A 26540-nucleotide genomic window follows, 5' to 3' on the forward strand; every position below is an offset into this window, starting at 1 on the left:
CCCGTCAGGCGGCCACCAGGGCGGCCGGCCGGCCCGCGTGCATCACGCTGAGGTTGGTCGCCAGCCGGACCGGGTCCTGGGCCAGCCAGAGCCGCAGCGCCGCGCCCAGGGCGGCGCTGGCCGACTCGATCCGGACGTCGGTGATCTGCGCGATCCGGGCCGCGCCGGGCACCAGCAGGTCGGCCAGCGGGGTCGGCAGCCAGACCGTCAGGGCGCACGGCGCGGGCACCGCCAGCGCCCCCAGCAGCCGGTAGGCGTCCCCCGGCGCGCTGAGCGTGGGGATGATGTCCAGCAGCGCGTCGGACACCACCTCGGACACGTCGCTCCGGTGTCCCTGGGCGAGCCGGCGGAGCAGCATGCGCTCGGCGGCGGTGATTCGGACGGTCAGCATGACCTCGTCGCACTCCATTGCGCGATTTCCTCCTCAGTTCCCTCTCGCACCGACCGGCGGCCGGCGCGCACTACCCCTGTTGCACCTCGGCCCGGCTACCTGTGGGAGAGAGCCGGGCCGGTGGGTGGTCGTGTGCCCGGTCAGATCCCCGCGTAGGAGTGCTTTCCGGTGACGAAGATGTTCACGCCGTAGTAGTTGAAGAGCCAGCAGGCGAACGCCGCCAGCGCCAGGTAGGCGGCCTTGCGGCCCTTCCAGCCGGCCGTCGCCCGGGCGTGCAGGTAGCAGGCGTAGGCGACCCAGGTGATGAACGACCAGGTCTCCTTCGGGTCCCACTCCCAGTACTTGCCCCAGGCCGCCTCGGCCCAGATCGCGCCCGCGATGATGGTGAACGTCCACAGCGGGAAGACCAGGGCGTTGATCCGGTACGACAGCTTGTCGAAGGTGGACGTGGCGGGCAGCCGGCGCCAGATCGAGGCCGAGGTGCCCAGCGGGCCGGTGGTGAGGCCGGCCGCCATCCGCTTGTCGAAGGAGTCCTTGCCGAGGTACAGCAGCGTGGCGATGAACGCCGCGTAGAAGGCGCCGCCGCAGAAGATCGCGGTGGAGACGTGGATCGCCAGCCACGGCGAGTGCAGCGCCGGGACGAGCTGCTCGGAGTCGGTGTAGAGCACCGTGGTGGCGATGCCGAGGGTCAGCAGCCCCGCGAGGACGACCGGCAGGCCCAGCCAGCGGACGTTCTTCCGCGTGGCCAGCAGCACCAGGTACGCCGCCGTCATCGCGAAGGCGAAGGCGCAGGAGAACTCGTACATGTTGCCCCACGGCCAGCGGGAGACCGAGAGGCCGCGGGTGACGATCCCGCCCGCGTGCAGCAGGGCGCCGAGCACGGTGAGCGAGACGGCGATCCGGCCGGCCAGGTCGGCCTTCTCGTTGGTGCCGGCCGCGCCCGGGCCGTCCTCCTCGTCCGCGCCGCGCCCGCTGGTGACCACCGTCGCGCCCTCGCCCGCGACCGCGGTGCGGGTGAGCGTGGTGGTGCCGCCGCCGGCCCCCGCCACGGTGACGGTGACCTTCTTGGCCTTCTTCTCGGCCGTGGCGACGGTCTCGCCGAGGCTGACGGACTGCTCCTTCGAGCGGACGGCGACGGCGCCCTTGCTGCCGAAGGTCCACTCGATCATGTGGGCGAACATGGCGAGCGTGTAGACCACCATCGCCGAATAGATCAGCTTGTTGGAGAGGTCGGCCAGCTGGGGGTCGACCGCCGAGGCGAGTTGCACCGTCTACTCCTTGGAGTTCTGGTCGGCAGGGACTGCGGGGTCTGAGGGCTCGGCCGCCGCGGGGGCCGGGGCGTCCTCCTCTTCGGAGGCCGCGGCGTCGTCCTCCTCGGAGGCCGGGGCGTCGTCCTGGAGGTCGACCGCCAGCTCCGCCAGCTCCTCGGCGATCTTCGCCGACTCGCTGCGGGCCAGGCCGGCCAGCTCCACCTGGGTGCCGCCGCCCGGCAGGGCGACCGCCCGCACCCAGATCCGGCGGCGCTGGATGAACAGCGAGCCGATCAGACCGAGGATCGCCATCACCCCGCCGGCCAGGGCGATCGAGTTGCCCGGGCGGTGCGTGACGTTGAAGCTGGCCCACTGCTTGTAGCCCTCGAAGGTCACCGAGCCGTAGCCGTCGGGGAGCTCCCAGCCCTGGCCGGGCTTGAGCCGGGCCTTGGCCGGCTGGCCGTCCTGGGTGAGCTGGGTGAGCTTGCGGGTGTTGAGCTGGTAGACGTTCTGCGGCAGGCCCGAGTCGGTGCCGAGGTCGCCCGCGAAGGCGTTCAGCACCAGCTCGGGGGCGGCGTCGCCGGGGAACAGCGAGACCGGGCCGGTGCCCTCGAAGCTCAGCGGGGCGGTCGGCAGGAAGAAGCCGGAGAAGCCCAGCTGGGTCCTGTTGCCGTCGGGGCCCGCGCCGTAGTCGGAGACCTTCACGACACCGGTGGAGGTGAGGTTGCCGTCCTGCGGCAGGAACGGGACGGCACCCCGGTAGACGACCTCGCCCTTGCCGTTCTTGACGGTGACGACCGGGGCGTAGCCGTGGCCGATCAGGTAGACCTTGCTGCCGCCGACCTCCAGCGGGTGGTTGACCTCGATCGTCGACTTCTTCAGCTTCGACTCGTCGCTGCCCGCGTAGTACTCGACGTTCGCGGTGAACTGCCGGGCGGCGCCGATCTGGTCGCCCCTCTCCTGGAACTTCGAGGTGAAGCCGTTCAGCTTCAGGTAGAAGGGGTCGAGGTCCTGGCTGCCGTAGAACCGGGTGCCGTTGAAGTCGTCGAGCTGGGTGATGGTGTTGGAGTAGCCCTCGCCCTCGATCATCAGCTTGCCGCCGGTGCCGGCGGCCAGGCTGGACCAGGCGAAGCCGCCGAGCAGCGCGAACAGCGACAGGTGGAACAGCAGGTTGCCGACCTCGCGCAGGTAGCCCTTCTCGGCCGCGACCGCGCCGTCGGACAGGTGCGCGCGGAAGCCGCGCTTGCGCAGCAGCCGGTGCGCGGCGGCGTTCACCCGGCCGGCGTCCGCGTCGGTGCGCCAGGCGGCGTGCACCGGCATCCGGGTCAGGTTGCGCGGCGCGGCCGGCGGCTGGGAGCGCAGCACGCCGACGAACTGCCAGGTGCGCGGGACGATGCAGCCGGCCAGCGAGACGAACAGCAGGATGTAGATCGCGGAGAACCAGACCGAGCTGTAGACGTCGAACAGCTGGAGCTTCTCGTAGACCGGGGCGACGGTGGAGTGCTGCGCCTTCCAGGCCTCGACCTTCAACTGGCCCTGGCCGTTCTGGTACTGCGGGATCAGCGAGCCGGGGATGGCCGCGAGCGACAGCAGGAAGAGCAGGATCAGGGCGACCCGCATGGACGTCAGCTGGCGCCACATCCAGCGGGCCCAGCCGAACGGCCCTATGCCGGTCGGGCCTTCGGACTCGACCGGGGCGGTGCTGAGCCGCTCGGCCGCGCCGTCGTCCGGCGCCGGGGGCTGCTCGGTCTCGGTCGTGGTGTTGCTCACGGTCAGATTCCGATCTGGAAGTCGGCGGTCCAGGACTGCAGCTGGCTCATCATCGAGTCCCAGATCCCGGTGACGAGCAGCAGACCGACCGCGACGAGCATGCCGCCGCCGATCCTCATGACGAGCGGGTAGTGCCGCTTGACCCAGCCGAAGGCGCCCAGCGCCCGGCGGAAGGCCACCGCGGCCACGATGAACGGTACGCCGAGGCCCAGGCAGTAGAAGGTCATCAGCATGGCGCCGCGCGCGGCGTCGGCCTGGTTCAGCGCCAGGTTCTGGACGGTCGCCAGGGTCGGGCCGATGCACGGCGTCCAGCCGACGCCGAAGACCACGCCCAGCAGGGGGGCGCCGAGCAGGCCGACCGCCGGACGGCGGTGGGAGCGCATCTCGCGCATGCTCAGGCCGGGGACGAGGCCCATGAAGGCGAGGCCCATCACGATCGTCACCGCCCCGAGCACGATCGAGATGACCCGCTTGTGCTCCTGGAGGGTGCCGCCGAACTGCCCGAACAGCGCCCCGCCCGAGACGAACACGGCGGTGAAGCCGAGGATGAACAGCGTCGCCCCGAGCAGCATCCGGCCGCGCCGCGCGCCGCGCGCGTCCGCGAGGTCGGCGGCGGAGAAGCCGGTCACGTACGACAGGTAGCCCGGGACGAGCGGCAGCACGCAGGGCGAGAAGAACGACACCAGCCCGGCCACCAGCGCGATCGGCGCGGCCACCAGCAGCGCCCCGCTCTGGAGCGTTCCGGTGTTGTCGGCGAGCTGCTGCGGCAGGCTCACTGCTTCTGCTCCGCGACCACCGGCTGGAGGATCGACTCCAGCGCGTCCTCGGTGGTGCCGCCGACGGCGCGGGCGGCCAGCCTGCCGTCCCGGTCGACGATCAGGGTGGTCGGGATGGACTGCGGGTTGAGGCTGCCCTTGGGGAACTTGAGCAGCTGGGTGCCGGCCGGGTCGAAGAGGCTCGGGTAGGTGACGCCCTGCTCCTGCTCGAAGCGGACGGCGTTCTGCTTCTCGGTGTCCCGGGTGTTGATGCCGAGGAACTGGACGCCCTGGTCCCTGTACTTCTCCGAGACGTTCTGGAGGCTCTTGGCCTCGGCCCGGCACGGACCGCACCAGGAGCCCCAGACGTTCAGCACGACGACCTTGCCCCGGTAGTCGGAGAGCTTGGCCGGGGTGCCCTCCAGGGTCTCCCCGGAGATGTCCGGCGCGTCGCCGCGCTTGCCCGCCTCCGCCTTCGACAGGTTGGTGCCCTTGACCGTGACGAAACCGACCTGGCCCTCGCCGCCACCCGACGAGCCCGAGGAGGAGCAGCCGGTGAGGGCGAGCGCGGCAGCGGCGGCGGTGACGACGGCTGCTGCGGCGACACGGGGACGGGGGCGCGTCATGGCAGACATGTGAAAAGTTTCGCATGGAGTTCCGGGCAGGTTCGCCGGGGTCCTGCCTTGCGCGTCGCACCCGCTCTGACCTGCGACGACTTCGGGTCACCCGGCACATGCCGGGTGACCCGAAGTCATACTTACGCACCGCTTACGGGAGGGCGGGAGGCTAGGCGCCGAAGCTCTTGCCCACCGGCTTGTCCCCCTTGCGGCCCTTGCCCACCAGGTGCGCGGGCAGCAGGTCGCGGGCCGGCTCGCGGTAGCCGACCGAGACGATCCGGTCGTCCTCGAAGGTGAAGCTGGTCAGCGAGGCCAGCGAGCACTGCCGGTTGCGCGGGTCGTGCCAGAGCCGGCGGCGCTCCACGAAGGAGCGCAGGATCCAGATCGGCAGCTGGTGGCTGACGCAGACCGCCTCGTGCCCGCGCGCGGCGTCCCGGGCGGCACCGATCGCCCCCATCATCCGCACCGCCTGGTCGAGGTACGGCTCGCCCCAGGAGGGCTTGAACGGGTTGGTGAGGTACTTCCAGTAGCCCGGGTTGCGCAGCGAACCGTCGCCGACCCCGAAGGTCTTGCCCTCGAAGACGTTCTCCGCCTCGATCAGCCGCTCGTCCGCCGCGACGGCCAGGCCGTGCGCCTCGGCGATCGGCGCGGCCGTCTCCTGGGCCCGCTCCAGCGGGGAGGCCACCACGTGGGTGACGTCCCGGTCGGCCAGGTCCTCGGCGACCCGCTCGGCCATCTTCCGGCCCAGCTCGGACAGGTGGTAGTCCGGCAGGCGCCCGTACAGGACGCCCTCCGGGTTGTGCACCTCGCCGTGCCGCATCACGTGGACGACGGTGATCTCTTTGGCGCTCACTTCTCGACTACTCCTGGGGAATCGGGTTCGGGCCGCGGCGGGTCAGGCCGTGGCGGCGGCAGCGGCGCGCGCGGCGGCCGGCAGGGCGGCGGCGATCCGCTCGATCGCCCGCTCGTCGTGGGACGCCGAGACGAACCAGGACTCGAAGGCGGACGGGGGCAGGTAGACGCCCTCGGCCAGCATCGCGTGGAAGAAGGCGGTGAAACGGTACGCCTCCTGGGTCCTGGCCTCGTCGTAGTTGGTGACCGGGGCCTCGGTGAAGAACACCGAGAACATGTTCCCTGCGGTCTGCAGCCGGTGCGCCACGCCCTCCTTGGTGAGCGCGTCGGCGACCAGGCCGGAGATCTCGGCGGCGACCTTGTCCACCGTCGCGTACACCTCGTCGGTGCAGCCGCGCAGCTGGGCCAGGCCGGCCGCGGTGGCGATCGGGTTCCCGGACAGGGTGCCCGCCTGGTAGACCGGGCCGGCCGGGGCCAGGTGCGCCATCACGTCGGCGCGGCCGCCGAAGGCCGCGGCCGGGAAGCCGCCGCCCATGACCTTGCCGAAGGTCAGCAGGTCGGGCGCCCAGCCCTCGTTCGCCGCCTCCAGGCCGTACCAGCCGGCCCTGGAGACGCGGAAGCCGGTCATCACCTCGTCGGAGATGAACAGCGCGCCGTTCTCCCGGCAGAGCCGGGCCAGGCCGCCGTTGAAGCCGGGCAGCGGCGGGACGACGCCCATGTTGCCGGGCGAGGCCTCGGTGATCACGCAGGCGATCTCGCCCGGGTGGGCGGCGAAGGCCTGTTCGACGGCGGCCAGGTCGTTGTACGGCAGCACGATGGTGTCGCCGGCCTGGGCGCCGGTGACGCCCGGGGTGTCCGGCAGGCCGAAGGTGGCCACGCCGGAACCGGCGGCGGCCAGCAGCGCGTCCACGTGGCCGTGGTAGCAGCCGGCGAACTTGACCACCTTCGCCCGGCCGGTGAACCCGCGGGCCAGCCGGATCGCGGACATGGTGGCCTCGGTGCCGGAGGAGACCAGGCGGACCTGCTCGACCGGGGCGACCCGGGAGACGATCTCCTCGGCCAGCTCGACCTCGCCCTGGCCGGGGGTGCCGAAGGAGGTGCCGTGGGAGACGGCCCGCTGGACGGCCTCGATCACCGGGGGGTGCGCGTGGCCGAGGATCATCGGACCCCACGAGCACACCAGGTCGACGTACTCGCGGCCGTCGGCGTCGGTGAGGTAGGGGCCGGTGCCGGACACCATGAAGCGCGGCGTGCCGCCGACCGCGCGGAAGGCGCGCACCGGGGAGTTCACGCCGCCGGGCGTCACCACGGAGGCGCGGTCGAACAGCGACTGGGACTGGGGGGCTTCGTAGGGGTAGCTCACAAAAGACATGGTCTCAAATCGTGTCCTCACGCTCTGCATGTCCGACCCGATCATCTGGAACGATGATCCGGGCACCGTTGTCTGTACGGTTGTCCGTACAGCAGGGGTCGCTGACTGCACCGGACCGGGGACCAGTCAGACTGTGTACACAGAGTGCGCAGGTGCTCCGGTCTGTGTGCAGGGGTGTGGAGAGGACTGCCGCGTACCGCGAATGGGTACGGCGGCGCATGACGGGTAAGGAGCACGTCCGGTGGGACGCCGGACGTGCGGGGGTCTGTCGATTCCGGCGAATTCCGGTGAGGATGGTCCGAGTGTCCGAGGCGCAGGACGGCTACGACGAGGCCGCGGGGGGCTCCCGCCGGCCCACCGAGGCCGCACGCGGGGGTACGGGAGCGGGTACGGGCCGTGGTCGTCGCGGCGGTGAGAGGCGGGGTGAGGGACGCGTGGGGGTGACCTACAAGTACTTCGGAGCCCCGGACCGCGCGACCGCCGCCAGAGTCCCCACCGCGCTCGGCCCGGGCGGACTCGGCCTGGACGCCGGCGAGCTCGGCTCGCTGGGGCGGCTCGGCGACCTGATGGAGACCAGTGGCTCCCCCACCGGCCACCTCTCCACCAAGATCAAACCGGAGACGATGAGCGCCATGGTGCTCACCGGCATCCAGGGCGTCCCGCTGCACCAGGTGCCGCCGCTGGAACTCGTCGTGCTGCACCCCGACTACGCCGTCGTCCAGCTTCCCCACAACGTCGTCGAGCCGCTGCGCAAGGCCGACGAGACCGAGCTCGGCGCCGCCGCCTTCATCTGGTCCACCGTGCCGGACCGGCGCGGACCGCGGGACGCGTTCGTGATCTACAGCATGCTGCATGAGTGGCAGGACTTCGCCAACCGGCTGCACGACGCCGGGCACCAGCTGTACTGCCTGGTCTGGCCGTGACGCCCGCCGCCCCGGCTCCGCCGAACGCGGGCCGGGGTGGGGAGGTTTGACGCGTCGTCAGTCCTGGCGCCCGGCGGGCCGCAGGATGGTGGCGGCGAGCAGCAGAGCCGTCGCCAGCAGGCCCGCGGCCACCCCGAAGGCGAGCCGGAAGCCGTCCGCGAGCGCCTCGGCGGCGGGCTGCCCGGCGGCCGAGAGGGCCGCGGTGCGGCCGTCGGCGAGGGTGGTGAGGACGGCGACCCCGAGCGCGCCGCCGACCTGCTGGGTGGTGTTGAAGAGCCCGGAGGCGGTGCCCGCGTCGGCCGGTCCGGCGCCCGACATGCCGAGCACGGCGAGGGTGGAGAGCACCAGGCCGCCACCGCCGATCAGCAGCATGGTGGGCAGCAGGTGCACGGCGTAGTCGGCGTCGGCGGGCAGCCGGGCCAGTAGGCCGAGCGCGGCGACCAGCAGGGCGAGGCCGGCGAGCAGGACGCGGCGCTCGCCGAAGCGCGCGCTCAGCCGGGCGGAGAGCAGCAGGGACACCGCGCCGATGGCGACCGCGGCCGGCAGCATCGCGAGGCCGGTGGCGGCGGCCCTGTAGCCGAGGACGTTCTGCATGTAGAGGGCGACCAGGATCTGGAACCCGAACATCCCGGAGATGGTCAGGACCTGGACGAGGTTGGCGCCGGAGACGCTGCGCGAGCGGAACATCCGCAAGGGCAGCAGCGGGTCGGCGGCCCGCCCCTCGTGCCACAGGAAGGCGGCCAGCAGGGCGACGGCGAGCGTGCCCAGGCCGAGGGTGCGGACGGAGGTCCAGCCGTGCTCGCCGGTGCCGACGATGGTGTAGACGCCGAGCATCAGGGCGGCGGTGATCAGCACGGCGCCGATGGCGTCGGCACCGGCCCGCAGACCGGGGCCGCGCTCGGGCTCCAGCACCCGGACGGCGAGCAGCGCGGCGGCGATGCCGAGCGGAAGGTTGATCAGGAAGATCCAGTGCCAGTCGAGGGCTTCGGTGAGGACGCCGCCGAGCACCTGGCCGATGGAGGCGCCGGCCGCGCCGACGAAGCTGAACGCGCCGATCGCACGACCGCGTTCGCGCGGTTCGGGGAAGAGCGTGACGATCATGCCGAGGCTGACCGAGGAGGCGAGCGCGCCGCCGACGCCCTGGAGGAAGCGGGCGCCGATCAGCAGTCCGGGGCTGGTGGCGACGGCGCAGAGCAGCGAGGCGGCGGTGAAGGCGGCGATTCCGGCGACGAACACCCGCTTGCGGCCGATCAGGTCGCCGAGCCGGCCGGCCAGCAGGAGCAGGCCGCCGAAGGCGATCAGGTAGGCGTTGACGGTCCAGGTCAGTCCGGACGGCGAGAAGCCGAGGTCCTGCTGGATGGCCGGCAGGGCCACCGTGACGATCGAGCCGTCCAGGATGATCATCAGCATTCCCGCGCAGAGCACCCCGAGGGCGAGGGCGCGGGAGCGGGCGGGTCCTGCGGAGGCCGGCCTGGGGGCGGCCGGGGCGTGCGTGGTCATGGCGGTTCTCCCGGTTCGTCGAGTACCGGGTAGGACGCTATCAGATTGTTTTGTTCGGGACTATCTATCTCGGGAGGAGATGCGGGCGGGCGGTTCGGACAGGTGGTTCGTACGGGCGGTTCGGGTTTTCGGTACGGCGGCTAGCCCCGGGAACGGCGGGCCCGGCGGACGGTGCGCTCGACCTCGACCGGCTCCGCGAGATGGCCGTCCACCAGGTGCGTCAGGGCCGAGACGAACACCTCGCGCTCGGGCCGGGGCAGCGACTCCAGCAGCTCGCGGTGCACCCGGTCGGCGATCGCGGTGCCCTGCACCACGGCCCGCTCGCCCGCCTCGGTGACCGAGACGATCCGGGCCCGCCGGTCGGTCGCGGACGGACGGCGCTCGGCCAGGCCCGCCTTCTCCAGTTCGTCGACGGTGACCACCATGGTCGTCTTGTCCAGGTCCGCCAGCTCGGCCAGCTGGATCTGGGTGCGCTCGGCCTCCTGCGCGTGGAACAGCACGCAGTAGGCGCGCGGGGTGATCCCGAGCTCGGTGAAGGCGGCCGCCATCCGGGTGGCCAGCACGTGGCTCGCGTGGTCCATCAGCCCGGAGATGTCGCGGATCTGGCGCGCGGGCGGCGGGGTCGTCGTCATACGTCCGAGGTTAGCAACGGCCCGTCTGCTGCCGGATGATCCCGTAGCCAACCAACACCCGGTCTACGGGATGCCCAACTCGAACAGCGCATAGCCCGCGTACCAGCCCGCCGCGAGGACCGGCGTCGCCAGCAGCCCGGCCAGCGAGGAGGTCCGCACCCGGCGCAGCGCCACCGCCAGGCCGATGCAGAGCGGGAAGGCGGGGAGCAGGTAGCGCGAGATGTTGCCGAAGATCTGGTTGGTGCTCAGCGCGGTGAAGAGGGTGAGCCCGGTGTAGACCCACAGCACCAGCGGCGGCCGGGTGCGCCAGAGCAGCACCAGCAGCCCGGGCAGGGCGATCAGCAGGACGATCGCGATCAGGTCCGGGACCGGGTTGGCCTGCCAGTAGACCCAGTGGCCGGCGAGCACGTCCCTGATCGTGCGCACGGTGGACACGCCGCCGTCGAAGTAGCGGTTCCAGGCGCCCTGCTGGAGCTTGAAGTAGCCGCCCCAGTCGCCCATCTTCCAGCCGACCCAGGCCACGTAGCCGAGCAGGCCCCAGGGGGTGATCAGCATCGCGGTCAGCGGACGGGCCACCCCGTCGGTGCGGCGGACCAGCGCGACCAGCGCGGCGATCGAGACGGCGGCGATCAGCACGGCGGCGGTCGGCCGGTTGAGGCCCGCCACCAGCGTCAGCAGGCCGGCCGCGATCCAGCGACGGGTCATCACGCAGTAGCAGGCCCAGGCGGACAGCGCGACGAACAGCGAGTCCGAGTAGACCGCCCACTCCACGCCGGAGCCCGGGAACAGACCCCAGAGCACCGCCGCGATCACGCCCGCCCGGAAGCCGCCGAGCCGCTCGGCGATCGCGAAGATCCCCGCGGCGGCGACCAGCGAGGCCAGCACCGAGACGACCATCCCGGAGCCGTACGTACCGAGCCCGGTGACCGCGCCGACCAGCCGCATCAGCCAGGGGTACAGCGGGAAGAAGGCGGCCGAGTTCTCGTAGTAGGTGGCCAGCGGGAAGCCGTGCAGCGGGATCAGCTGCGGGTTGTACCCGTCCTCGGCGATCCGCTGGTACCAGACGCCGTCCCAGGTGCCCAGCACGTCCCACGGGGTGGCGGCGCCACCGCGGCCCGACTGCTTCGTCAGGTAGTCGCCGGTGTGCGAGAGCAGCAGCAGGAAGACGGTCATGCCGATCGCCTTCACCGCCGCGTACGCGCCCAGCGCGGGCGCGAAGCGGTCCACCAGCGCCCCGAACCGCCCGGGCACGCGGCCCGTGCGCTCCTCGGGCTCCACCGGCGCCGCCGCTCCGGGCGCCCCCGGCGCTCCGGGCTGGGTGCTGGACGACTCAGTGCTCGATGCCGTGCTCATCTGGTCTGGACTCCCCGCCCCGCTCGTGGTCCCGCGCGGCTCCGGCGCAACGATTTTCCCGTGAGCCTACGGCACGCCCCCGAACCGACGGCCCCTGGCGCCCCCGACCCCCGCCCGGCGGGCCCGTGAACGCGGCCGTCGCCGCCCGGTCGGGGGCGGCGACGGGTCCTGCGGGGTGGATCAGCCGTGGACGTAGACGATGCCGAGCTTGGTGAGCTGCCAGAGCTGGTTGGCGGCGCCGGTGTCGGTGGCGAGTTCGACGTACGGGTTGCCCTTGGCGTCGAGGGTGCTGCCGGTGGCCAGGACCTTCGTCTGGTCCTGGGAGTCGGCGATCTTGTAGCGGCCGTCGCCGGCCGGCTTGAACACCCAGTGCTGGTTGCCGCCGCCGTTGCAGCCCCACTGCTGGATCCGGGTGCCGGGGGCGGTGGAGGCGGCGTCGGCATCCAGGCACATGTTCCGGTTGCCGCTGAAGTCGAGCTCGTAGCTGCCGCCGGCCTTGGCCTCCAGGACGAAGGACTGGTTGAGCCCGCCGCCGGCCGGATACGTGATCGCGGGCCGGCCGTTGGTGGAGTCGCCGTAGCTGCCGCCGCCGGCGAGGTCGAGCACGTTGCCGCCGGCCGCGTTGGTCAGCTGGTACCAGGAGCCGTCCTCGGGGACGTCGCCGAACGGCTGTCCGGGAGTGAGCGGCTGGATCGAGGTGGTGTTCTGCTGGTTGAGCGTGCAGTACGCCTGCGCCAGCTCGGGCCGGGCGTAGAACTGGCCGAGGCAGACGCCCTCGCCGCGGTAGCCGGCCACCCGCAGGTGGTACGACTGGCGGACCATGTTCATGCACAGCCCGGGGATGCCGATCTGCGAGTCGCAGCCGTTGCGCACCCACTCGGCGAGGTTGATGACGTCCCCGTTGGTGTACTCGTACGGGGAGGTCGTCCACTCCGCGCAGACCTCGTGCCCGAAGGCGACCCGCCGCTGGTCCAGGTAGCGGACGCCGGGTACCTGCTCGGCCGCGCCGCGCAGTGCGTCACTGAGGGTCGGCACCACCCAGTTGTGGCCCCAGGCGAGGTCCTCGGGGAACGCCGGGCAGCCGTCGGCGACCTTGCCGAGGTAGTCGTTGCGCCGGATGTCCGGGGTGATCGGGTTGAAGTACGACTGGTAGACCAGCTGGTACGAGGAGTCGGCGTAGCCGGCCCTGCGCATGGTCTGCCGGATGTTCTGGAGCGCCGCGACCACCTTGGGCTGGACGCCCTTGGCCCGTCGGCGGATCTCGTCGCTGCCGATGGTGTCCCGGCAGCCCTGGTCCTTGGGGATCGGGAAGTACTGCGCGAGGCAGTGCATCATGATGCCGCTGAAGTCGAAGTCGTCGTTGGCGCCGATGGTGACGACGACCATCCTGACGTCGTACTTCGCCGCCGTGTCGGCCAGCTTGACGTCCTGCTTGGGCTCGCCGAAGTCGCCGCTGCCGGGGCCGGTGATCTTCGCCAGTTCCGGGTCGCTGACCAGGTCGCCGGTCTGGGCGCCGGAGCAGGCCAGGTCGATCGGAGTGACCCCGGGGATGTCGGTGACGAAGATCTCCGACTTGGGGTGGCGGTGGCAGTAGTTGGTGGGGCTGTCCGTCTCCGGGAAGTAGCCGTCGTTGGTGTCGGTGCCGGCGCCCTCCCCGGAGATGGCGCTGTCGCCGAGGGCGACGATCGCGGCCGGACGGGCGGCCGCGGCAGCGGGCGCGGCCGGGGCGGGGTCGGCCACGGCGGGGGGAGCACCGGCCAGGCCGAGGGTGGCGAGGAGGGCTCCGGTGGCGAGCAGTGCGGCGCACCGGGGCGCACCCGTACGCGTCCGCCGCGCCGCCGACAGAGGGGACCTGATCACACGCGACTCCTTGCGGGGGTGGGAGGACCGCCCTGGCGGGGCCGCCGAGCGGCGCGGAGCAAGAGAGGAGCAGGAAAGGTGAGCAGGTCTCGCATTCTAGGAACTGACAAGTAACACAACAAGGCTCGTGACACGACGGGGAACTGACGGACCACCGGATTCCGGGCACAGCGGAGAGCCGCCGCCCGCGCCCCAGGAGGGAAGCGCAGAACGGCGGCTCTCACCGGCCGAACCGGGGGTACGGGCTCAGCCCGCGTTGAGGCACTTGTTGCCGAAGGCCGGGTTGAGCGCACCGATGACGTCGATGGTGTTGCCGCACAGGTTGATGGGCACGTGCACCGGGATCTGGATCTGGTTGCCCGAGATGACACCGGGGGATCCGGCGGCAACACCCTGGGCGCCGGCGCTGGCCATCGCGGTACCGGCACCGGTGGCCACAATGCCCACCACGGCCGCGCCGACGGCGGCGGTCTTCTTGATGCTCATGTGAGCCTCCTGACTGTTCGACAGATGTGCACGGGGAGTGCGACATCTAGAACGAGACCCCACCGACCCGGTTGCGACGGTCCCCGCACTGTCACCCGTCCGGCGCAACGGCGCCGGAGACCCGGCATTCGGGTGATCGGAGGGTCGGACCGTTTCCCCGCGCGCGGTGTCTCGTTCTCCCTGACGGAACCCGGTCTCCACGGCCCCCACGCAGCGGGCCTCCCGTACCCGGCGTCCGGCAACCCGTGCCGGAACGCCCGACCGGAATTCCACCTGGTCACGCCTTTGTCGCACCTTTCCCGGCCGTGCGGGAATCGCTTCGAAAGGCACCGTGACCCGGCTGCCGCGGTCGCGCCCGAGCCATGGGCGGAACACGCCGATGTGCGCCGACCGAGTGACAATCACGGCAATCCCTGAAGTCATCGGGTGAGTATTCGTGCTCGCCCGGCTTCCCGACATCTCGCTTCCGTCGGGCAGAAATCGGAGGAATGACATGCGTAACTTCAAGAAGGCCGCCGCCCTGTCGCTGGCCGCCAGCGGCCTGGTGCTCGGTGCCGCCGGTGGCGCGTTCGCCAGCGCCGGCGCCGAGGGTGTCGCCGCCGGCTCCCCGGGCGTGCTCTCCGGCAACCAGATCCAGGTGCCGATCCACATCCCGATCAACCTGTGCGGCAACACCATCAACATCATCGGCCTGCTGAACCCGGCGTTCGGCAACGAGTGCGTCAACGCCGGCTGAACCCGCGGTCGCCGCACCGGCGACAGCTGATTCACCGAGCCCGTGCCACGCCCCGCGACGCCGGGGCGGCACGCTCCACCCGTGTGTGATCGAGGAGATCAACCCCCATGCAGAACATGAAGAAGGCCGCCGTCCTGTCCGCCGCCGCTGCCGGCCTGGTGCTGGGCGCGGCGGGCTCCGCCGCCGCCAGCGCGGGCGCCGAGGGCGTGGCCGCCAACTCCCCCGGTGTCGTCTCCGGCAACCAGATCCAGGTGCCGATCCACATCCCGGTCAACGTGTGCGGCAACTCCGTCAACATCATCGGCCTGCTGAACCCGGCGTTCGGCAACGCCTGCGCCAACGTCGAGGCCCCGCCGCAGCACGACGACGACGACTGCTGATCCCCGATCGGCACGCGTTCCGGCCGTCCTGCCCCCCGACCAGTCGGCCGGGGGGCAGTTCGGCATATCCGGACAGCCGTCCGGGACCCCCGATCCACCGAAGGGTGATCACGATGCTTTCCCAGAAGAGCGCGGCCGGCCTGGCCGCCGCCGTGGGCGCCGCGGTGCTGCTCGGCGCCGGTTCGGCGCAGGCCGCCACCGCCCCGGGCGAGGCCCCGGCCGGCCCGGCCACGCTCACCAAGACCGACCTCGGCCAGGCGCTGGGCGGGACGACCACCGGCCTCGGCTACGGCATCGCGCCGATCAAGAGCCTGCGGCTGGACCCGTGGGCGAACTCCTCGGCCGACTTCCTCAACAACGGCGCGGCCCTCCAGCCGGACCAGGGCCTGCCCGCGGTCGGCACCGGGACGCTGACCGGCCCGCTGAGCGCGGGCGGCGGCGTCAAGGACCTCCCGCTGGTCGGCGGGCTGACCAGCCTGCTGCCGGGCTGAGCGTCCGGGCCCATAGAAGCCCGGAGCCACGAGCGCCCGGGTGCAGGAGAGCCCGGCATCCCGCCGCGCGGCCGGGGTGCCGGGCTCTCCTGCCGGGCCGACCTCAGAGCTGGGCGAGGTCGGTCAGGCCGGTCTGCCCCACCACGGTGGTGGTGGTCGTGGTGGCGGTGTCGGCCAGGGCGCCCGCCGTGTCGGTGAGGGAGAGCCGGCTGTCCTCGCCACCGAGGCTGGCCTTCGCCCCGGGGATCACCTGCACCGCGCCGGTGACCAGGCGCGGGTCGATCTCGTCCACCTTCAGCCGGCCTCCGGCGAGCTGGCCGGCGCCGTCCTGGGCGAGCGCGAGCGGCTTGCCGAGGGTGAGCCCGGGGGTCCTGGCGTTCAGCGGCGCGGCCGGGGCGTCCAGCAGCACCTCGCCGAGGTCGGCGCTCCGGTCGACCAGCGGGAGCGGCAGATCGGCCTTGGCGCTCGGGCCGGCCTTGCCGGTGCCCAGCTGCGGGAGGATCTGCTCCGGAAGCAGCGCGCCGTCGGAGCTGGTGGTCCGGCCCGGCACCGGTGGCATCACCAGCGATGTCGGGATGCCGGCCGTGAGGCGGCTGCCCAGCGGGGCGAGCGGGATGTCCGCCGGGACCTGCTGGGTGGCCAGCGCGTCCTCCAGGGCGCCGACCTGATCGAGACCGGTCGGGGTCGCGGCGGAGGCCGCCCCCTGGGAGGCGAGCACGCCGGCGCCGACCGCCAGCAGCATCGCGCCGGCCCGCTTGGAGAACTTCATGCTATTCACCGTTCTGCTGTCCGAACTGGGATCACTGGGGAAGGGCTGCGGGGGCCGCAGCCGGAAAGCAGCCTGCTCAACGAGTGACCGGGAGCACGGAATGCGGCGGTTAACCGGTTCGGGCTAATAATCCGATCGGAATCCCTCCGCCGTCGTGCCTGCGGGACTCTTTTCAAAAATCCCCGTAACCTTCCGTGCCGTCGTTCTTTGATCTGGACGTCAGTGACTGCAGACCGGGTCTGAGCGTTCTCAGCGTTGTACGCACGGAATCCAAAGAGCATTTCAGAGAGGGATCTCGCCATGATCCAGAAGTCCTTCGCCGCCGCCGGCCTGGCCGTCGCCGCGCTGGCCGGCGCCGCCGCGCCCGCCTCCGCCATCGGTGACGCGGACGGCGCCGCCGCCTCCATCGAAGGCAACGGCGGTACCAACTTCACGGGCACGGTCGGGAACAACAGCCCGAACTTCCACTTCCTGGACAACCCGAACATCTGCCTGCCGGAGATCCACAACGTCGCCGTCGGCGTGCTCGGCGTGGCCGTCCCGGTCGAGGTCCCGATCGCCAACAACGGCGGCAGGCAGTACTGCACCGTCGGCCAGGGCACCCAGAGCCAGGGCGACGGCGGCGTGTCCCACCTGATCGGCTGATCGGTCGCCGCTCCGTTCGCCCTGCACCACCGTTCGACCCACCTTCGAATCGCTCCCCGATTCACCCCGAGAGGAAAACCGGAAATGATCAAGAAGACCCTCGCCGCCGCCGGCCTGGCCGCCGCCGCCCTCGCGATGTCCGCGGGCTCGGCCTCCGCCATCGTCGACTCGGACGGCGCCGCCACCTCCGTCCAGGGCAACGGCGGCACCAACCACACCGGCACCACCGGCAACGGCAGCCCGAACAGCCACGTTCTGGACAACCCGAACATCTGCCTGCCGGAGATCCACAACATCGCCGTCGCCGTCATCGGCGTCGCGGTGCCGGTCGAGGTTCCGGTCCTGAACAACCAGCCGAAGCAGATCTGCAACGTCGGCCAGAACACCCAGTCCACCGGCGACGCGGGCATCTCGCACCTGATCGGCTGATCGAGGGGCCTGGCACGGACGGAGGGCCCGGGGAGGAACACCTCCCCGGGCCCTCCGGGCTTCGCGGACGAGAGTGTCCGTCCGGGCCGCGCCGCGGCGCGGTCCGGACGGGTGAGCGGCGGTCCGGCCCGGCGCGTGGGGTGCCGGACCGGACCGCCGGATGTGATCACGTGTCAGAGCGCCCGCGGGGGCGCTCCCAGAGAGAGGGCAGTTCCATGAAGAACAAGCTGGCCAAGGCCGCACTGACCGCCGCCGCCGCACTGGCGCTCGCGGGTGCCGCCACCCCGGCCTTCGCCCACGTCGGCGTGCTCGGCGGCGGCGAGTTCGTCGCCTCGGCCGACGAGCCGTTCCTGGCCGGCGGGGGCTTCGGCGTCGCCCACGCCGGGGACACCGCCGCCGGCGGCTTCGGTGGCGGCGCGGCCACCTCCACCGACCTGGTCGGCGGCGGCGCGGGCTTCGCGCACGCCGGGGACGTGGGCATCTAGCAGGAAGCCGGAAGGCCGGGCCGCCCTCTCGGAGGGATCGGCCCGGCCTTCCGCCGTGCGGCGTCCGCCGCTTCGGCTACTTCACCATCGCGGCGGCTTCGAGGGCCCAGTAGGTGAGGATCTGCTCGGCGCCCGCGCGGCGGATCGAGGTGAGCGTCTCCATGATCATCCGCTCCCGGTCGATCCAGCCGTTCGCGGCGGCCGCCTCGACCATCGCGTACTCGCCGGACACCTGGTACGCGGAGACCGGCACCGGGGAGGCGTCGGCGACCTGGCGCAGGATGTCCAGGTAGGCCATGGCGGGCTTCACCATCACCATGTCCGCGCCCTCGGCGAGGTCCTGCGCCAGCTCGCGCAGCGACTCCCGGGCGTTGGCCGGGTCCTGCTGGTAGGACTTGCGGTCGCCCTTGAGCGAGGAGCCGACGGCCTCGCGGAACGGGCCGTAGAAGGCCGAGGCGTACTTGGCGGTGTAGGCGAGGATGCCCACGTCCTGGTGCCCCGCCTCGTCCAGCGCCCGCCGGACCACGCCGATCTGGCCGTCCATCATGCCGGACGGGCCGACCAGGTGGACGCCGGCGTCGGCCTGCACCCGGGCCATCTCGGCGTAGCGCTCCAGGGTGGCGTCGTTGTCGACGCTGCCGTCGGCGGCCAGCACCCCGCAGTGGCCGTGGTCGGTGTACTCGTCCAGGCAGAGGTCCGACATGACCACCAGGGAGTCGCCGACCTCGGAGACCACGTCCCGGATCGCCTGCTGGAGGATGCCGTCCGGGTTGGTGCCCTCGCTGCCGACGGCGTCCTGCACCTCCGGGACGCCGAACAGCATGAGGCCGCCCAGGCCCGCCTCGGCCGCCTCCACCGCGGCCTTGCGCAGGGTGTCCCGGGTGTGCTGGACCACGCCCGGCATCGACGTCACCGGGACGGGCTCGCTGACACCCTCGCGGACGAACAGCGGCAGGATCAGCTCCGCCGGGTGCAGCCGGGTCTCGGCCACCAGGCGGCGCATCGCCGGGCTCCGGCGCAGCCGGCGGGGGCGTACGTACGGGAATTCAGCGGTCACGGCTTCTCTCTCCGAACGGTTGTGCAGTGCCGGGGCGACGGTCGGCCGACCCCGGCCATGAGGGGTGTCAGCGGGCCTTGCGGCGCGAGCCGGGACGGCGCTCGCTGGGCCGGTAGACCGGCTCACCGGCGGCCGTCGCGGTGTCGCGGCGCTTGGCCCCGAAGTCTGCCAGCGCCTGGGCCAGCGCGGCCGCCGACGGCGCCGGGGCCATCACGTCGACCCGCAGGCCGTGCTCCTCGGCGGTCTTGGCGGTGGCCGGGCCGATGCAGGCGATGACCGTCACGTTGTGCGGCTTGCCCGCGATGCCGACCAGGTTCCGGACGGTCGAGGACGAGGTGAACAGCACCGCGTCGAAGCCGCCGCCCTTGATCGCCTCGCGGGTCTCGGCCGGCGGCGGCGAGGCGCGCACCGTCCGGTACGCCGTCACGTCGTCGACCTCCCAGCCGAGCTCGACCAGACCGGCCACCAGGGTCTCGGTGGCGATGTCGGCGCGCGGCAGCAGCACCCGGTCGATCGGGTCGAAGACCGGGTCGTACGGCGGCCAGTCCTCCAGCAGCCCGGCTGCGGACTGCTCGCCGGAGGGCACCAGGTCCGGCTTCACGCCGAAGTCCACCAGGGCCTGCGCGGTGGTCTCACCGACCGCCGCGACCTTGATCCCGGCGAACGCTCGGGCGTCCAGGCCGTACTCCTCGAACTTCTCCCGGACGGCGCGCACCGCGTTCACCGAGGTGAAGGCGATCCACTCGTAGCGGCCGGTGACCAGGCCCTTGATGGCCCGCTCCATCTGCTGCGGGGTGCGCGGCGGCTCGACCGCGATGGTCGGCACCTCCTGCGGCACCGCGCCGTACGAGCGCAGCTGCTCGGACAGGCCGGTGGCCTGCTCCTTGGTGCGCGGCACGAGGACGTTCCAGCCGAACAGCGGCTTGGTCTCGAACCACGAGTGGGAGGCCCGGTGGGCGACCTGCTCGCCCACCACGGCTATCACCGAGGTGGCCGGGTCGACCGGCGCGGAGACCGGCGAGGGCAGCACCCGGGCGGCCTTCAGGTCGGCCGCGATGCCGGACAGGGTGGAGGTGAAGGTCCGCTGGCGGGTGGTGGTGCCGGAGAGCGTGGCGCTCAGCGCCGACTCCGGTTTGCGGCCGCCCGCGACCAGCGCGGCGGCGGTGGCGGGCAGCTGGCCCAGGGTGGTGCGGACCACCAGGGTGGTCTCCGGCACGCCCAGGTCCACCGGGCTGCCGGCCAGCAGCGCGGCGCCGTCCACGAAGCGCACGTCGGTGCCGGAGCCGGCCCGCAGCGGGACGCCCGCGTACGCCGGGACGCCGACCGACTGGGCGACGCCCGGGATCACCTCGAACGGGATCCCGTCGCCCGCGCAGCGGAGCATCTCCTCGGCGGCGCAGCCGTCCAGGCCGGGGTCGCCGTCGACGGTGCGGACCACGTGCTTGCCGGAGCGGACGGCCTCGGCGACCAGCTTGGCCAGGTCGAAGTCGGCGCCCTCGGCGGCCGGGGCGTGCACCTGCACGCCGGCCGGGCAGTGGCTGCGCACGGCGGCGGCGGTCAGCGGGTCGGTGACCAGCACGTCGGCGGTGGACAGCACCTCGACCGCGCGCAGGGTCAGCAGGCCCGGGTCCCCGGGGCCCGCGCCCAGGAAGGTGCACCGTCCGGTGGCGGGCTGTCCCGCCGGGAACAGGGCGTCGGTGGCGGTGGTGGGGCTCATCGGGCTCGCTCCCCCATCAGGGTGGCCGCGCCCCCGGCGAGCAGCCGGTCAGCCAGCGCGCGGCCGAGGGCCGCCGCCTGCTGCTCGGCGGCCTCGTCGAGGACGATCGGACCGTTGGCGGACATCTTCAGCAGGGCGGTTCCGTCGGGGTCGCCGACCACGCCGTCCAGCCGCAGTTCGTTCTCCCGGCCCCAGGTGGCCAGCGCGGCCACCGGCGCCGAGCAGCCGGCCTCCAGGGTGGCCAGCAGGGCGCGCTCGGCGGCCACGGCGACCCGGGTGGGGGCGTGGTCCAGGGCCGCGAGCGCGGCGGTCAGGTCCGTGTCGGCCGTGGCGCACTCGATCGCGAGCGCGCCCTGGCCGGGGGCCGGGACCATCACCTCGGTGTCGAGGTGCTCGGATATCTCGGCGCTGCGGCCGAGCCGGTTCAGGCCGGCCGTCGCCAGCACCACCGCGTCCAGCTCGCCGCCGGTCACGAAGCCGATCCGGGTGTCCACGTTGCCGCGGATCGCGACGGTCTCCAGCTGGGCGCCGCGGGCGGTGGCCCAGGCGTTCAGCTGCGCCATCCGGCGGGGCGAGCCGGTGCCGATCCGGGCCGGTCGACCGGCCCCGGCCAGCTTCTCCACCAGCTCCTCCAGGCCCAGGCCCTCGACCGCGACCAGGGCGTCCCGGACGTCCTCGCGCTCGGGGACGGCGGCCAGCGCCAGGCCCGCGGGGGCGGCGGTGGGCAGGTCCTTGAGCGAGTGCACGGCGAAGTCGATCCGGCCCTCCAGCAGCGCGTCGCGCAGCGCGGAGACGAACACCCCGGTGCCGCCGATCTGCGCCAGCGACTCCCGGGAGGTGTCTCCGTAGGTGGTGATCTCGACCAGCTCGACGGGGCGCCCGGTGACCCTGGTCACCTCGCGGGCCACCATGCCCGACTGCGCCATGGCGAGGGCGCTGCGCCGGGTGCCGAGCCGCAGGGCCGTGGTGGCCGCGGGCTGCTCCGTGATCGGTTGACCATTCATGAGGTGATCGTCCCGGTGGTACTCGTGGGATGGCTGACGGTTCATCTGACGCCCCCGGCCGAGGGCTGGGGCGCGCCGCCGACGGGCGTGCCCGACACGGCGTGCACGGCCGCCGGGTCGAGGTCGAACAGTTCGCGCAGTGCCTCCGCGTAGGAGGCGCCGCCGGGCTCGGCGGCCAGCTGCTTCACCCGGACGGTCGGGGCGTGCAGCAGCTTGTCGACGACGCGGCGGACGGTCTGGGTGATCTCGGCGCGCGAGCGCTCGTCCAGGTCCGGCAGCCGGGACTCCAGCCGGCCGAGCTCGGCGGCGACCACGTCGGAGGCCATCGAGCGCAGCGCGACCACGGTCGGCGCGATCCGGGCGGCCCGCTGGGCGGCGCCGAAGGCGGTCACCTCGTCGGAGACGATCCGGGTGACCTGGTCGACGTCGCCGGCGCCGGGGCTGGCGGCGTGCGCGTGGGAGAGGCTCTCCAGGTCGACCAGCAGGGCGCCGGGCAGCTCGTGCACGGCGTGGTCGACGTCGCGCGGCATGGCCAGGTCGAGCAGGGCGAGCGGCTCGGCGGACCGGCGGGAGGCGACCGCGGCGGCCACGTCCTCGGCCTTGACCACCACGCCGGCCGCGCCGGTGCAGGAGATCACGAGGTCCACGTCGGCGAGCGCCTCCGGCACCTTGGCGAGGTCCAGGACCCGGGCCACGTCCGGGCCGAGGATCTCGACCAGCCGCTCGGCGCGGGCCGGGGTCCGGTTGGCGATCAGCAGGTCGGTCACGCCGGAGCGGACCAGGGTGGCGGCGGCCAGCGAGCTCATCGACCCGGCGCCGACCACCAGCGCGCGCTTGCCGGCGATCTCGCCCGCGCCCGCCGCGATCTGCTCCAGGCCGAAGGTGACCAGCGACTGGCCGGCCTTGTCGATGCCGGTCTCGCTGTGTGCCCGCTTGCCGACCCGCAGCGCCTGCTGGAACAGCTCGTTCAGGCCGCGCCCGGCGGTGTGCTCCTCCTGGGCCTTGGCCAGCGCGTCGCGGAGCTGGCCGAGGATCTGGCCCTCGCCGACGACCATCGAGTCCAGGCCGCAGGCCACCGAGAAGAGGTGGTGGACGGCGCGGTCCTCGTAGTGGACGTACAGGTGGGAGGTCAGCTCCTCCAGGTCCACCCCGCTGTGGTGGGCCAGCAGCAGCGACAGCTCGGCGACGCCGGCGTGGAACTTGTCCACGTCCGCGTACAGCTCGATCCGGTTGCAGGTGTTCAGCAGCGCGGCCTCGCCGACCGTGGCGGTGGCGGCCGCGTCGTGCAGCAGCCGGGTCGGCACGTCACCGGTCAGCGCGGCGCGCTCCAGCACTCCGACCGGGGCCGTGCGATGGCTCAGCCCTACGACGAGAAGGCTCATGCCCGCCCCCCACAGCTCTCGGTGTTCATGCGGGCATCACCGCGGAGAGATCCCCGTCGCCGCCCTTGGCGGACTTTCCCTTGGCCTGCTCGGCCTGGTCCTTGGCCGCCGACTCGACGGTGCCCCGGCCCTTGCCGTTGCCGCCGGCCGCGCGGCGCAGCTTGGCCGCGGCCGCCCGGACCGGACCGGGGGCGCGGTCCAGCACCGACTCGGCGCGGTCGTCCGGCTCCTCGCCGGCCTTGCGCTGCTCGTGGAAGGCCAGGATCTGGAGCTCGATGGAGAGGTCCACCTTGCGCACGTCCACGCCGTCCGGGACGGTCAGCACGGTCGGGGCGAAGTTCAGGATGCTGGTGACGCCGGCCTCGACCAGCCGGTCGCACACCTGCTGGGCGGCGCCGGGCGGGGTGGTGATCACACCGATGGAGACGTGCTGGCTCTCGACGATCGACTCCAGCTCGTCCATGTGCCGCACCGGCAGTCCGGCCGCGGTGGAACCGACCACGTTGGGGTCGGCGTCCAGCAGGGCGGCGACCCGGAAGCCGCGGGAGGCGAACCCGCCGTAGTTGGCGAGCGCGTGGCCGAGGTTACCGATCCCGACGATGACGACCGGCCAGTCCTGGGTCAGGCCGAGCTCGCGGGAGATCTGGTAGACGAGGTACTCGACGTCGTAGCCGACACCGCGGGTGCCGTACGAGCCGAGGTAGGAGAAGTCCTTGCGCAGCTTGGCCGAGTTCACGCCGGCCGCGGCGGCCAGCTCCTCGGAGGAGACGGTCGGCACCGAGCGCTCGGAGAGCGCGGTGAGGGCCCGCAGATAGAGGGGCAGGCGAGCGACGGTCGCCTCCGGGATGCCCCGGGCACGCGAGGGTCGGCGCGCGGCGCCCTGGTCGGGCGTCTGCGAACTGCTCTGTGGTGATCGGCCGATTGCCACGGTGCTCCTGTGGGTGAAGCTGGGCTTTGGCAGCCAGGCTATGCGTTTGTGAACGTGTGCACAAAGATGGTGTCCGTTTTGTCCCCGCACAGTGATGCGCATCACGCCGTCGAACCCATAGCACCGGAGGGGGTCGACACGACCTCCGGGGCCTGGGAACCGGGCAGCCGGGGGCCGTACGGAGCCTCCCGGCGCAGCAGCGGGACGGCGGCTCCGGACGGGCGGGAGCGGGCCCGGCCCAGCCTCGGCCACGGCACCCGGGCGGCCTCCCGCAGCGGGCCGGTCCAGTCGTCGGGCGGGCAGGACGGGGCGTCCAGGCAGTGCCGCAGCAGCTCGGCGGTCACCCGGGCATCGCCCAGCGCGGTGTGCGCCGGGTACCAGCCCAGGCCCGCCGCCTCCACGCAGGCCGCCAGGCCGTGGCCACGGGCCTCCGGCAGGTGGGCGCGGGCCAGCCGCATCGTGCACAGCAGCGGGACGGCCGGCAGCGGAACCCCGATCCGGGCGAACTCGCGGTCCAGGAAGGCGTGGTCGCAGCTGACGTGGTGACCCACCAGCACCCGGCCGGCCAGCAGCTCCAGCAGCCTCGGGGCGATCTCGCGGAAACGCGGGGCACCCTCGACGTCGCACTGGCGTATCCGGTGCACATGGGTCGGGCCGACCGGGCCCAGCGGATCCAGCAGGGTGGCGAACTCCCCCTCGGGGCGGAGCCGCTCGTCCAGCAGCACCACCGCGACCTCGACCACCCGGTGCCGCCACGGACTGCGGCCGGTCGCCTCCACGTCCACCACGGCGAAGCCGCCGGTCCCCTCCGGGGCTCGGGGCGTCGCGGGGGTCGGGCCGGGAAGCATGGCGCACTCCTCGTGTGCTCAGCCCCCCATGGGCGCAAACGCGTTCGATCGTAAGCCGACCGACCCGGCCCGTCCCAAGCCGGAACGGAGTGTCTTTGGCAACGATTCGGCGAACCGCCCCCGCCGATCGGCGGGGGGTCGGTGTACGGACGAACGCCGGGTCAGGGCCGGCTCAGCCGCCGAGGGCGGTGCGCAGCCGACGCTCGTCGACCCGCCAGAAGTCGTGCTGGCGGCCGTCGACCAGGGTGACCGGGATCTGCTCCCAGTAGCGGCGGTACAGCTCCTCGTCCTGGGTGATGTCCCGTTCCTCGAAGGACGCCCCCAGGTCGCCCGTGACCCGCAGGATCACCTCGCGGGCCTCGTCGCACAGGTGGCAGCCGGGCTTGCCGACCAGGGTCACGGTCCGGTCCGCGGGCTCGGGGCTCTTACGTCGCAGCAGTGGGCTCACTGCCCCATTCTCCGCCATCGCATCCGCCAGCCCGGGGCTCCCGGCACCCGGTGGAGCTGTTCACCCCGCGGGCACGGCTCCGTCACGGTCGCCGCGTACCCGGCTGGCTATCCTCGATGACATGGCCGTGCTCAGAAGGCTCACCCAGGCAAGGCGTTCCAGCAGCGAGCGGAGCGCCCTGGCCGGCGAAGCCGCGGCCGAGGCCGCCGAGGCCGCGCTGCGGGCCGAGCCCGAGCCGGCCCCCGCCGCCGAGCCGGGGGGCGCCGCCGAACCGGACGCACCGGCCGCGGCCAGGCCCGGCAAGGCCCCCAAGGCCCCGGCCGGGAACCACACCCCGGACCCGGACGACCCCCGCGCCGCTGCCTTCTTCGACTGCGACAACACCATCCTGCGCGGCGCCGCGATCTTCTACCTCGGCGTCGGCCTCTACCGCCGCGGCTTCCTCACCCGCCGCGACATCGCCCGCTTCGCCTGGCAGCAGGCCTGGTTCCGGCTGCACGGCGCCGAGGACCCGGAGCACATCTCGGACGCCAAGCAGTCCGCCCTCGGCATCGTGGCCGGCAAGCCCACCGCCGACCTGGAGGCGATCTGCGAGGAGATCTTCGAGGACGTGGTGGCGGACAAGATCTGGCCGGGCACCCGCGCCCTGGTCCAGATGCACCTGGACGCCGGCCAGCGGGTCTGGCTGGTCACCGCCGCCCCGCTGGAGGTGGCCCGGATCATCGCCCGGCGGCTCGGCATGACCGGCGCGCTGGGCACCGTCGCCGAGGCCCGGGACGGCCGGTACACCGGCCGGCTGGTCGGCGACCTCCTGCACGGCCCGGCCAAGGCCGCCGCCGTCCGCGCGCTGGCCCGGCGCGAGCGCCTCGACCTCGACCGCTGCGCCGCCTACAGCGACTCGGCCAACGACATCCCGATGCTCTCGCTGGTCGGCCACCCGTACGTGGTGAACCCGGACGGCGCGCTGCGGCGCCACGCCCGGGCCCAGGGCTGGCGGGTGCGGGACTTCCGGACCGGGCGCAAGGCGGCCCGGGTGGGGCTGCCGGCGGCGGCCGCGGTCGGGGTGCTGGCCGGCGCGGCGGCGGCCGGGGTGGCGCTGAACCGGCGCCGCCGCCGCGTCTGAACCTCGCGCGCCGGGCGGCCGGGGGCGCCGAAGGGCGCCCGGAGGCTGTCCGGTGGCCGTCCGGGCGGGCTCGCTCTGACGGGTGATCCCGCGTCAACAGAGCCTCTGACCTGGCCCCTCTTACGGGCGAACTCCCCTGCGCCGCACCGAAGTCCGGGCCACCTGCACGAACTTGTCGGCCCGTGACCGGTTCTGATCGTTCGCCAGGCCGGGAAAGTCAGGGGTTGCCGAGCCCCAAGGCTGGGAAACCGCCCCTCAGGCCGCCGAATTGGTCACCCTGGGCACCCGTTCGATCACGTTGAGCCGGATGAACGATGACAGCTCCGGTCAGTGTCAG

The 26540-nt window shown here is 72.8% G+C and carries 28 protein-coding genes; 8 read left to right on the plus strand and 20 right to left on the minus strand.

Features of this window, described 5'->3' with window-relative positions; genetic code table 11:
- Positions 1–4 precede the first annotated feature (4 nt).
- The 7 genes from ACZ7RU_RS07910 to hemL all read right to left on the minus strand — a co-directional run bounded on the left by ACZ7RU_RS07910 (position 5) and on the right by hemL (position 7007).
- Positions 5–391 (minus strand): hypothetical protein, encoded by a 387-nt coding sequence (locus ACZ7RU_RS07910; RefSeq protein WP_355256523.1) that lies wholly within the window; start codon positions 389–391, stop codon positions 5–7.
- 140 nt (positions 392–531) lie between these two features.
- Positions 532–1659: a c-type cytochrome biogenesis protein CcsB gene (gene ccsB, locus ACZ7RU_RS07915; protein WP_470340004.1), complete on the minus strand. Its 1128-nt coding sequence runs from the start codon at positions 1657–1659 to the stop codon at positions 532–534.
- 3 nt (positions 1660–1662) lie between these two features.
- Positions 1663–3411 carry a cytochrome c biogenesis protein ResB gene (gene resB, locus ACZ7RU_RS07920; RefSeq protein WP_470340005.1) on the minus strand — a complete coding sequence of 583 codons (1749 nt, stop codon included), beginning with the start codon at positions 3409–3411 and terminating at the stop codon, positions 1663–1665.
- Positions 3412–3413: 2 nt separating this feature from the next.
- Complete coding sequence (locus ACZ7RU_RS07925) at positions 3414–4187, minus strand: cytochrome c biogenesis CcdA family protein (RefSeq protein ID WP_470340006.1); 774 nt, start codon at positions 4185–4187, stop codon at positions 3414–3416.
- Positions 4184–4801, minus strand: a complete 618-nt coding sequence (locus ACZ7RU_RS07930) for a TlpA family protein disulfide reductase (protein ID WP_470340007.1) — start codon at positions 4799–4801, stop codon at positions 4184–4186. The genes ACZ7RU_RS07925 and ACZ7RU_RS07930 overlap by 4 nt, the downstream gene beginning before the upstream one ends.
- Before the next feature lie 151 nt (positions 4802–4952).
- Positions 4953–5603 carry a histidine phosphatase family protein gene (locus ACZ7RU_RS07935; protein ID WP_470340225.1) on the minus strand — a complete coding sequence of 217 codons (651 nt, stop codon included), beginning with the start codon at positions 5601–5603 and terminating at the stop codon, positions 4953–4955.
- A gap of 75 nt (positions 5604–5678) precedes the next feature.
- A complete protein-coding gene (hemL, locus tag ACZ7RU_RS07940) occupies positions 5679–7007 on the minus strand; it encodes a glutamate-1-semialdehyde 2,1-aminomutase (RefSeq protein ID WP_470340008.1) in 1329 nt (442 codons plus the stop codon).
- A gap of 440 nt (positions 7008–7447) precedes the next feature.
- Between hemL and ACZ7RU_RS07945 the strand changes: the two genes are divergently transcribed.
- Positions 7448–7930 (plus strand): hypothetical protein, encoded by a 483-nt coding sequence (locus ACZ7RU_RS07945; RefSeq protein WP_121174810.1) that lies wholly within the window; start codon positions 7448–7450, stop codon positions 7928–7930.
- Positions 7931–7987: 57 nt separating this feature from the next.
- Here the strand turns inward: ACZ7RU_RS07945 and ACZ7RU_RS07950 are convergent, their stop codons facing one another.
- The 5 genes from ACZ7RU_RS07950 to ACZ7RU_RS07970 all read right to left on the minus strand — a co-directional run bounded on the left by ACZ7RU_RS07950 (position 7988) and on the right by ACZ7RU_RS07970 (position 13761).
- Complete coding sequence (locus tag ACZ7RU_RS07950) at positions 7988–9430, minus strand: DHA2 family efflux MFS transporter permease subunit (protein WP_470340009.1); 1443 nt, start codon at positions 9428–9430, stop codon at positions 7988–7990.
- 140 nt (positions 9431–9570) lie between these two features.
- A complete protein-coding gene (locus ACZ7RU_RS07955; protein WP_470340010.1) occupies positions 9571–10062 on the minus strand; it encodes a MarR family winged helix-turn-helix transcriptional regulator in 492 nt (163 codons plus the stop codon).
- Between the two features lie 63 nt (positions 10063–10125).
- Complete coding sequence (locus ACZ7RU_RS07960; protein WP_470340011.1) at positions 10126–11415, minus strand: hypothetical protein; 1290 nt, start codon at positions 11413–11415, stop codon at positions 10126–10128.
- A gap of 180 nt (positions 11416–11595) precedes the next feature.
- Positions 11596–13275, minus strand: coding sequence for an RICIN domain-containing protein (locus tag ACZ7RU_RS07965; RefSeq protein WP_470340012.1), 1680 nt, complete (start codon positions 13273–13275; stop codon positions 11596–11598).
- A 246-nt stretch (positions 13276–13521) separates the two neighbouring features.
- Entirely contained in the window at positions 13522–13761 is a 240-nt protein-coding gene (locus ACZ7RU_RS07970; RefSeq protein WP_470340013.1) for a chaplin, read from the minus strand.
- A gap of 493 nt (positions 13762–14254) precedes the next feature.
- On the opposite strand from ACZ7RU_RS07970, the gene ACZ7RU_RS07975 reads away from it, so the two are divergent.
- The 3 genes from ACZ7RU_RS07975 (at position 14255) to ACZ7RU_RS07985 (ending at position 15368) form a co-directional block, all read left to right on the plus strand.
- Complete coding sequence (locus ACZ7RU_RS07975) at positions 14255–14497, plus strand: chaplin (RefSeq protein WP_470340014.1); 243 nt, start codon at positions 14255–14257, stop codon at positions 14495–14497.
- 107 nt (positions 14498–14604) lie between these two features.
- Complete coding sequence (locus tag ACZ7RU_RS07980; protein WP_470340015.1) at positions 14605–14877, plus strand: chaplin; 273 nt, start codon at positions 14605–14607, stop codon at positions 14875–14877.
- 113 nt (positions 14878–14990) lie between these two features.
- Positions 14991–15368 (plus strand): hypothetical protein, encoded by a 378-nt coding sequence (locus tag ACZ7RU_RS07985; protein WP_470340016.1) that lies wholly within the window; start codon positions 14991–14993, stop codon positions 15366–15368.
- A 103-nt stretch (positions 15369–15471) separates the two neighbouring features.
- Here ACZ7RU_RS07985 and ACZ7RU_RS07990 read toward each other — a convergent pair whose 3' ends face one another.
- Positions 15472–16137 carry a hypothetical protein gene (locus ACZ7RU_RS07990; RefSeq protein WP_470340017.1) on the minus strand — a complete coding sequence of 222 codons (666 nt, stop codon included), beginning with the start codon at positions 16135–16137 and terminating at the stop codon, positions 15472–15474.
- 300 nt (positions 16138–16437) lie between these two features.
- Here ACZ7RU_RS07990 and ACZ7RU_RS07995 point away from each other — a divergent pair, with 300 nt between their 5' ends.
- From ACZ7RU_RS07995 to ACZ7RU_RS08005, 3 genes are all read left to right on the plus strand, one after another.
- On the plus strand, positions 16438–16782 hold the full coding sequence (locus tag ACZ7RU_RS07995; protein ID WP_470340018.1) for a rodlet layer protein: 345 nt from the start codon (positions 16438–16440) through the stop codon (positions 16780–16782).
- Positions 16783–16866: 84 nt separating this feature from the next.
- Complete coding sequence (locus ACZ7RU_RS08000; protein WP_387752993.1) at positions 16867–17211, plus strand: rodlet layer protein; 345 nt, start codon at positions 16867–16869, stop codon at positions 17209–17211.
- A 215-nt stretch (positions 17212–17426) separates the two neighbouring features.
- The gene (locus ACZ7RU_RS08005) at positions 17427–17696 is read left to right on the plus strand and encodes a hypothetical protein (RefSeq protein ID WP_470340019.1); all 270 of its coding nucleotides are present in this window, start codon (positions 17427–17429) and stop codon (positions 17694–17696) included.
- A 76-nt stretch (positions 17697–17772) separates the two neighbouring features.
- On the opposite strand, the gene hemB is transcribed toward ACZ7RU_RS08005, so the two are convergent.
- The 7 genes from hemB to ACZ7RU_RS08040 all read right to left on the minus strand — a co-directional run bounded on the left by hemB (position 17773) and on the right by ACZ7RU_RS08040 (position 25098).
- On the minus strand, positions 17773–18753 hold the full coding sequence (gene hemB, locus ACZ7RU_RS08010) for a porphobilinogen synthase (RefSeq protein ID WP_470340020.1): 981 nt from the start codon (positions 18751–18753) through the stop codon (positions 17773–17775).
- A gap of 67 nt (positions 18754–18820) precedes the next feature.
- Positions 18821–20470, minus strand: coding sequence for a bifunctional uroporphyrinogen-III C-methyltransferase/uroporphyrinogen-III synthase (locus ACZ7RU_RS08015; RefSeq protein ID WP_470340021.1), 1650 nt, complete (start codon positions 20468–20470; stop codon positions 18821–18823).
- Positions 20467–21474: a hydroxymethylbilane synthase gene (hemC, locus tag ACZ7RU_RS08020; RefSeq protein WP_470340022.1), complete on the minus strand. Its 1008-nt coding sequence runs from the start codon at positions 21472–21474 to the stop codon at positions 20467–20469. Before hemC ends, ACZ7RU_RS08015 begins: the two co-directional genes overlap by 4 nt.
- A 41-nt stretch (positions 21475–21515) precedes the next feature.
- Positions 21516–22856, minus strand: a complete 1341-nt coding sequence (locus tag ACZ7RU_RS08025; RefSeq protein WP_470340023.1) for a glutamyl-tRNA reductase — start codon at positions 22854–22856, stop codon at positions 21516–21518.
- A gap of 25 nt (positions 22857–22881) precedes the next feature.
- On the minus strand, positions 22882–23784 hold the full coding sequence (locus tag ACZ7RU_RS08030; RefSeq protein ID WP_470340024.1) for a redox-sensing transcriptional repressor Rex: 903 nt from the start codon (positions 23782–23784) through the stop codon (positions 22882–22884).
- Between the two features lie 101 nt (positions 23785–23885).
- Positions 23886–24632: a 3'-5' exonuclease gene (locus tag ACZ7RU_RS08035; RefSeq protein ID WP_470340025.1), complete on the minus strand. Its 747-nt coding sequence runs from the start codon at positions 24630–24632 to the stop codon at positions 23886–23888.
- Between the two features lie 172 nt (positions 24633–24804).
- The gene (locus tag ACZ7RU_RS08040; RefSeq protein WP_470340026.1) at positions 24805–25098 is read right to left on the minus strand and encodes a glutaredoxin family protein; all 294 of its coding nucleotides are present in this window, start codon (positions 25096–25098) and stop codon (positions 24805–24807) included.
- Between the two features lie 103 nt (positions 25099–25201).
- Between ACZ7RU_RS08040 and ACZ7RU_RS08045 the strand changes: the two genes are divergently transcribed.
- Positions 25202–26203 (plus strand): HAD family hydrolase, encoded by a 1002-nt coding sequence (locus tag ACZ7RU_RS08045; protein WP_470340027.1) that lies wholly within the window; start codon positions 25202–25204, stop codon positions 26201–26203.
- Positions 26204–26540 lie beyond the last annotated feature (337 nt).

It is taken from the genome of Kitasatospora sp. NPDC114501 (assembly GCF_055633695.1).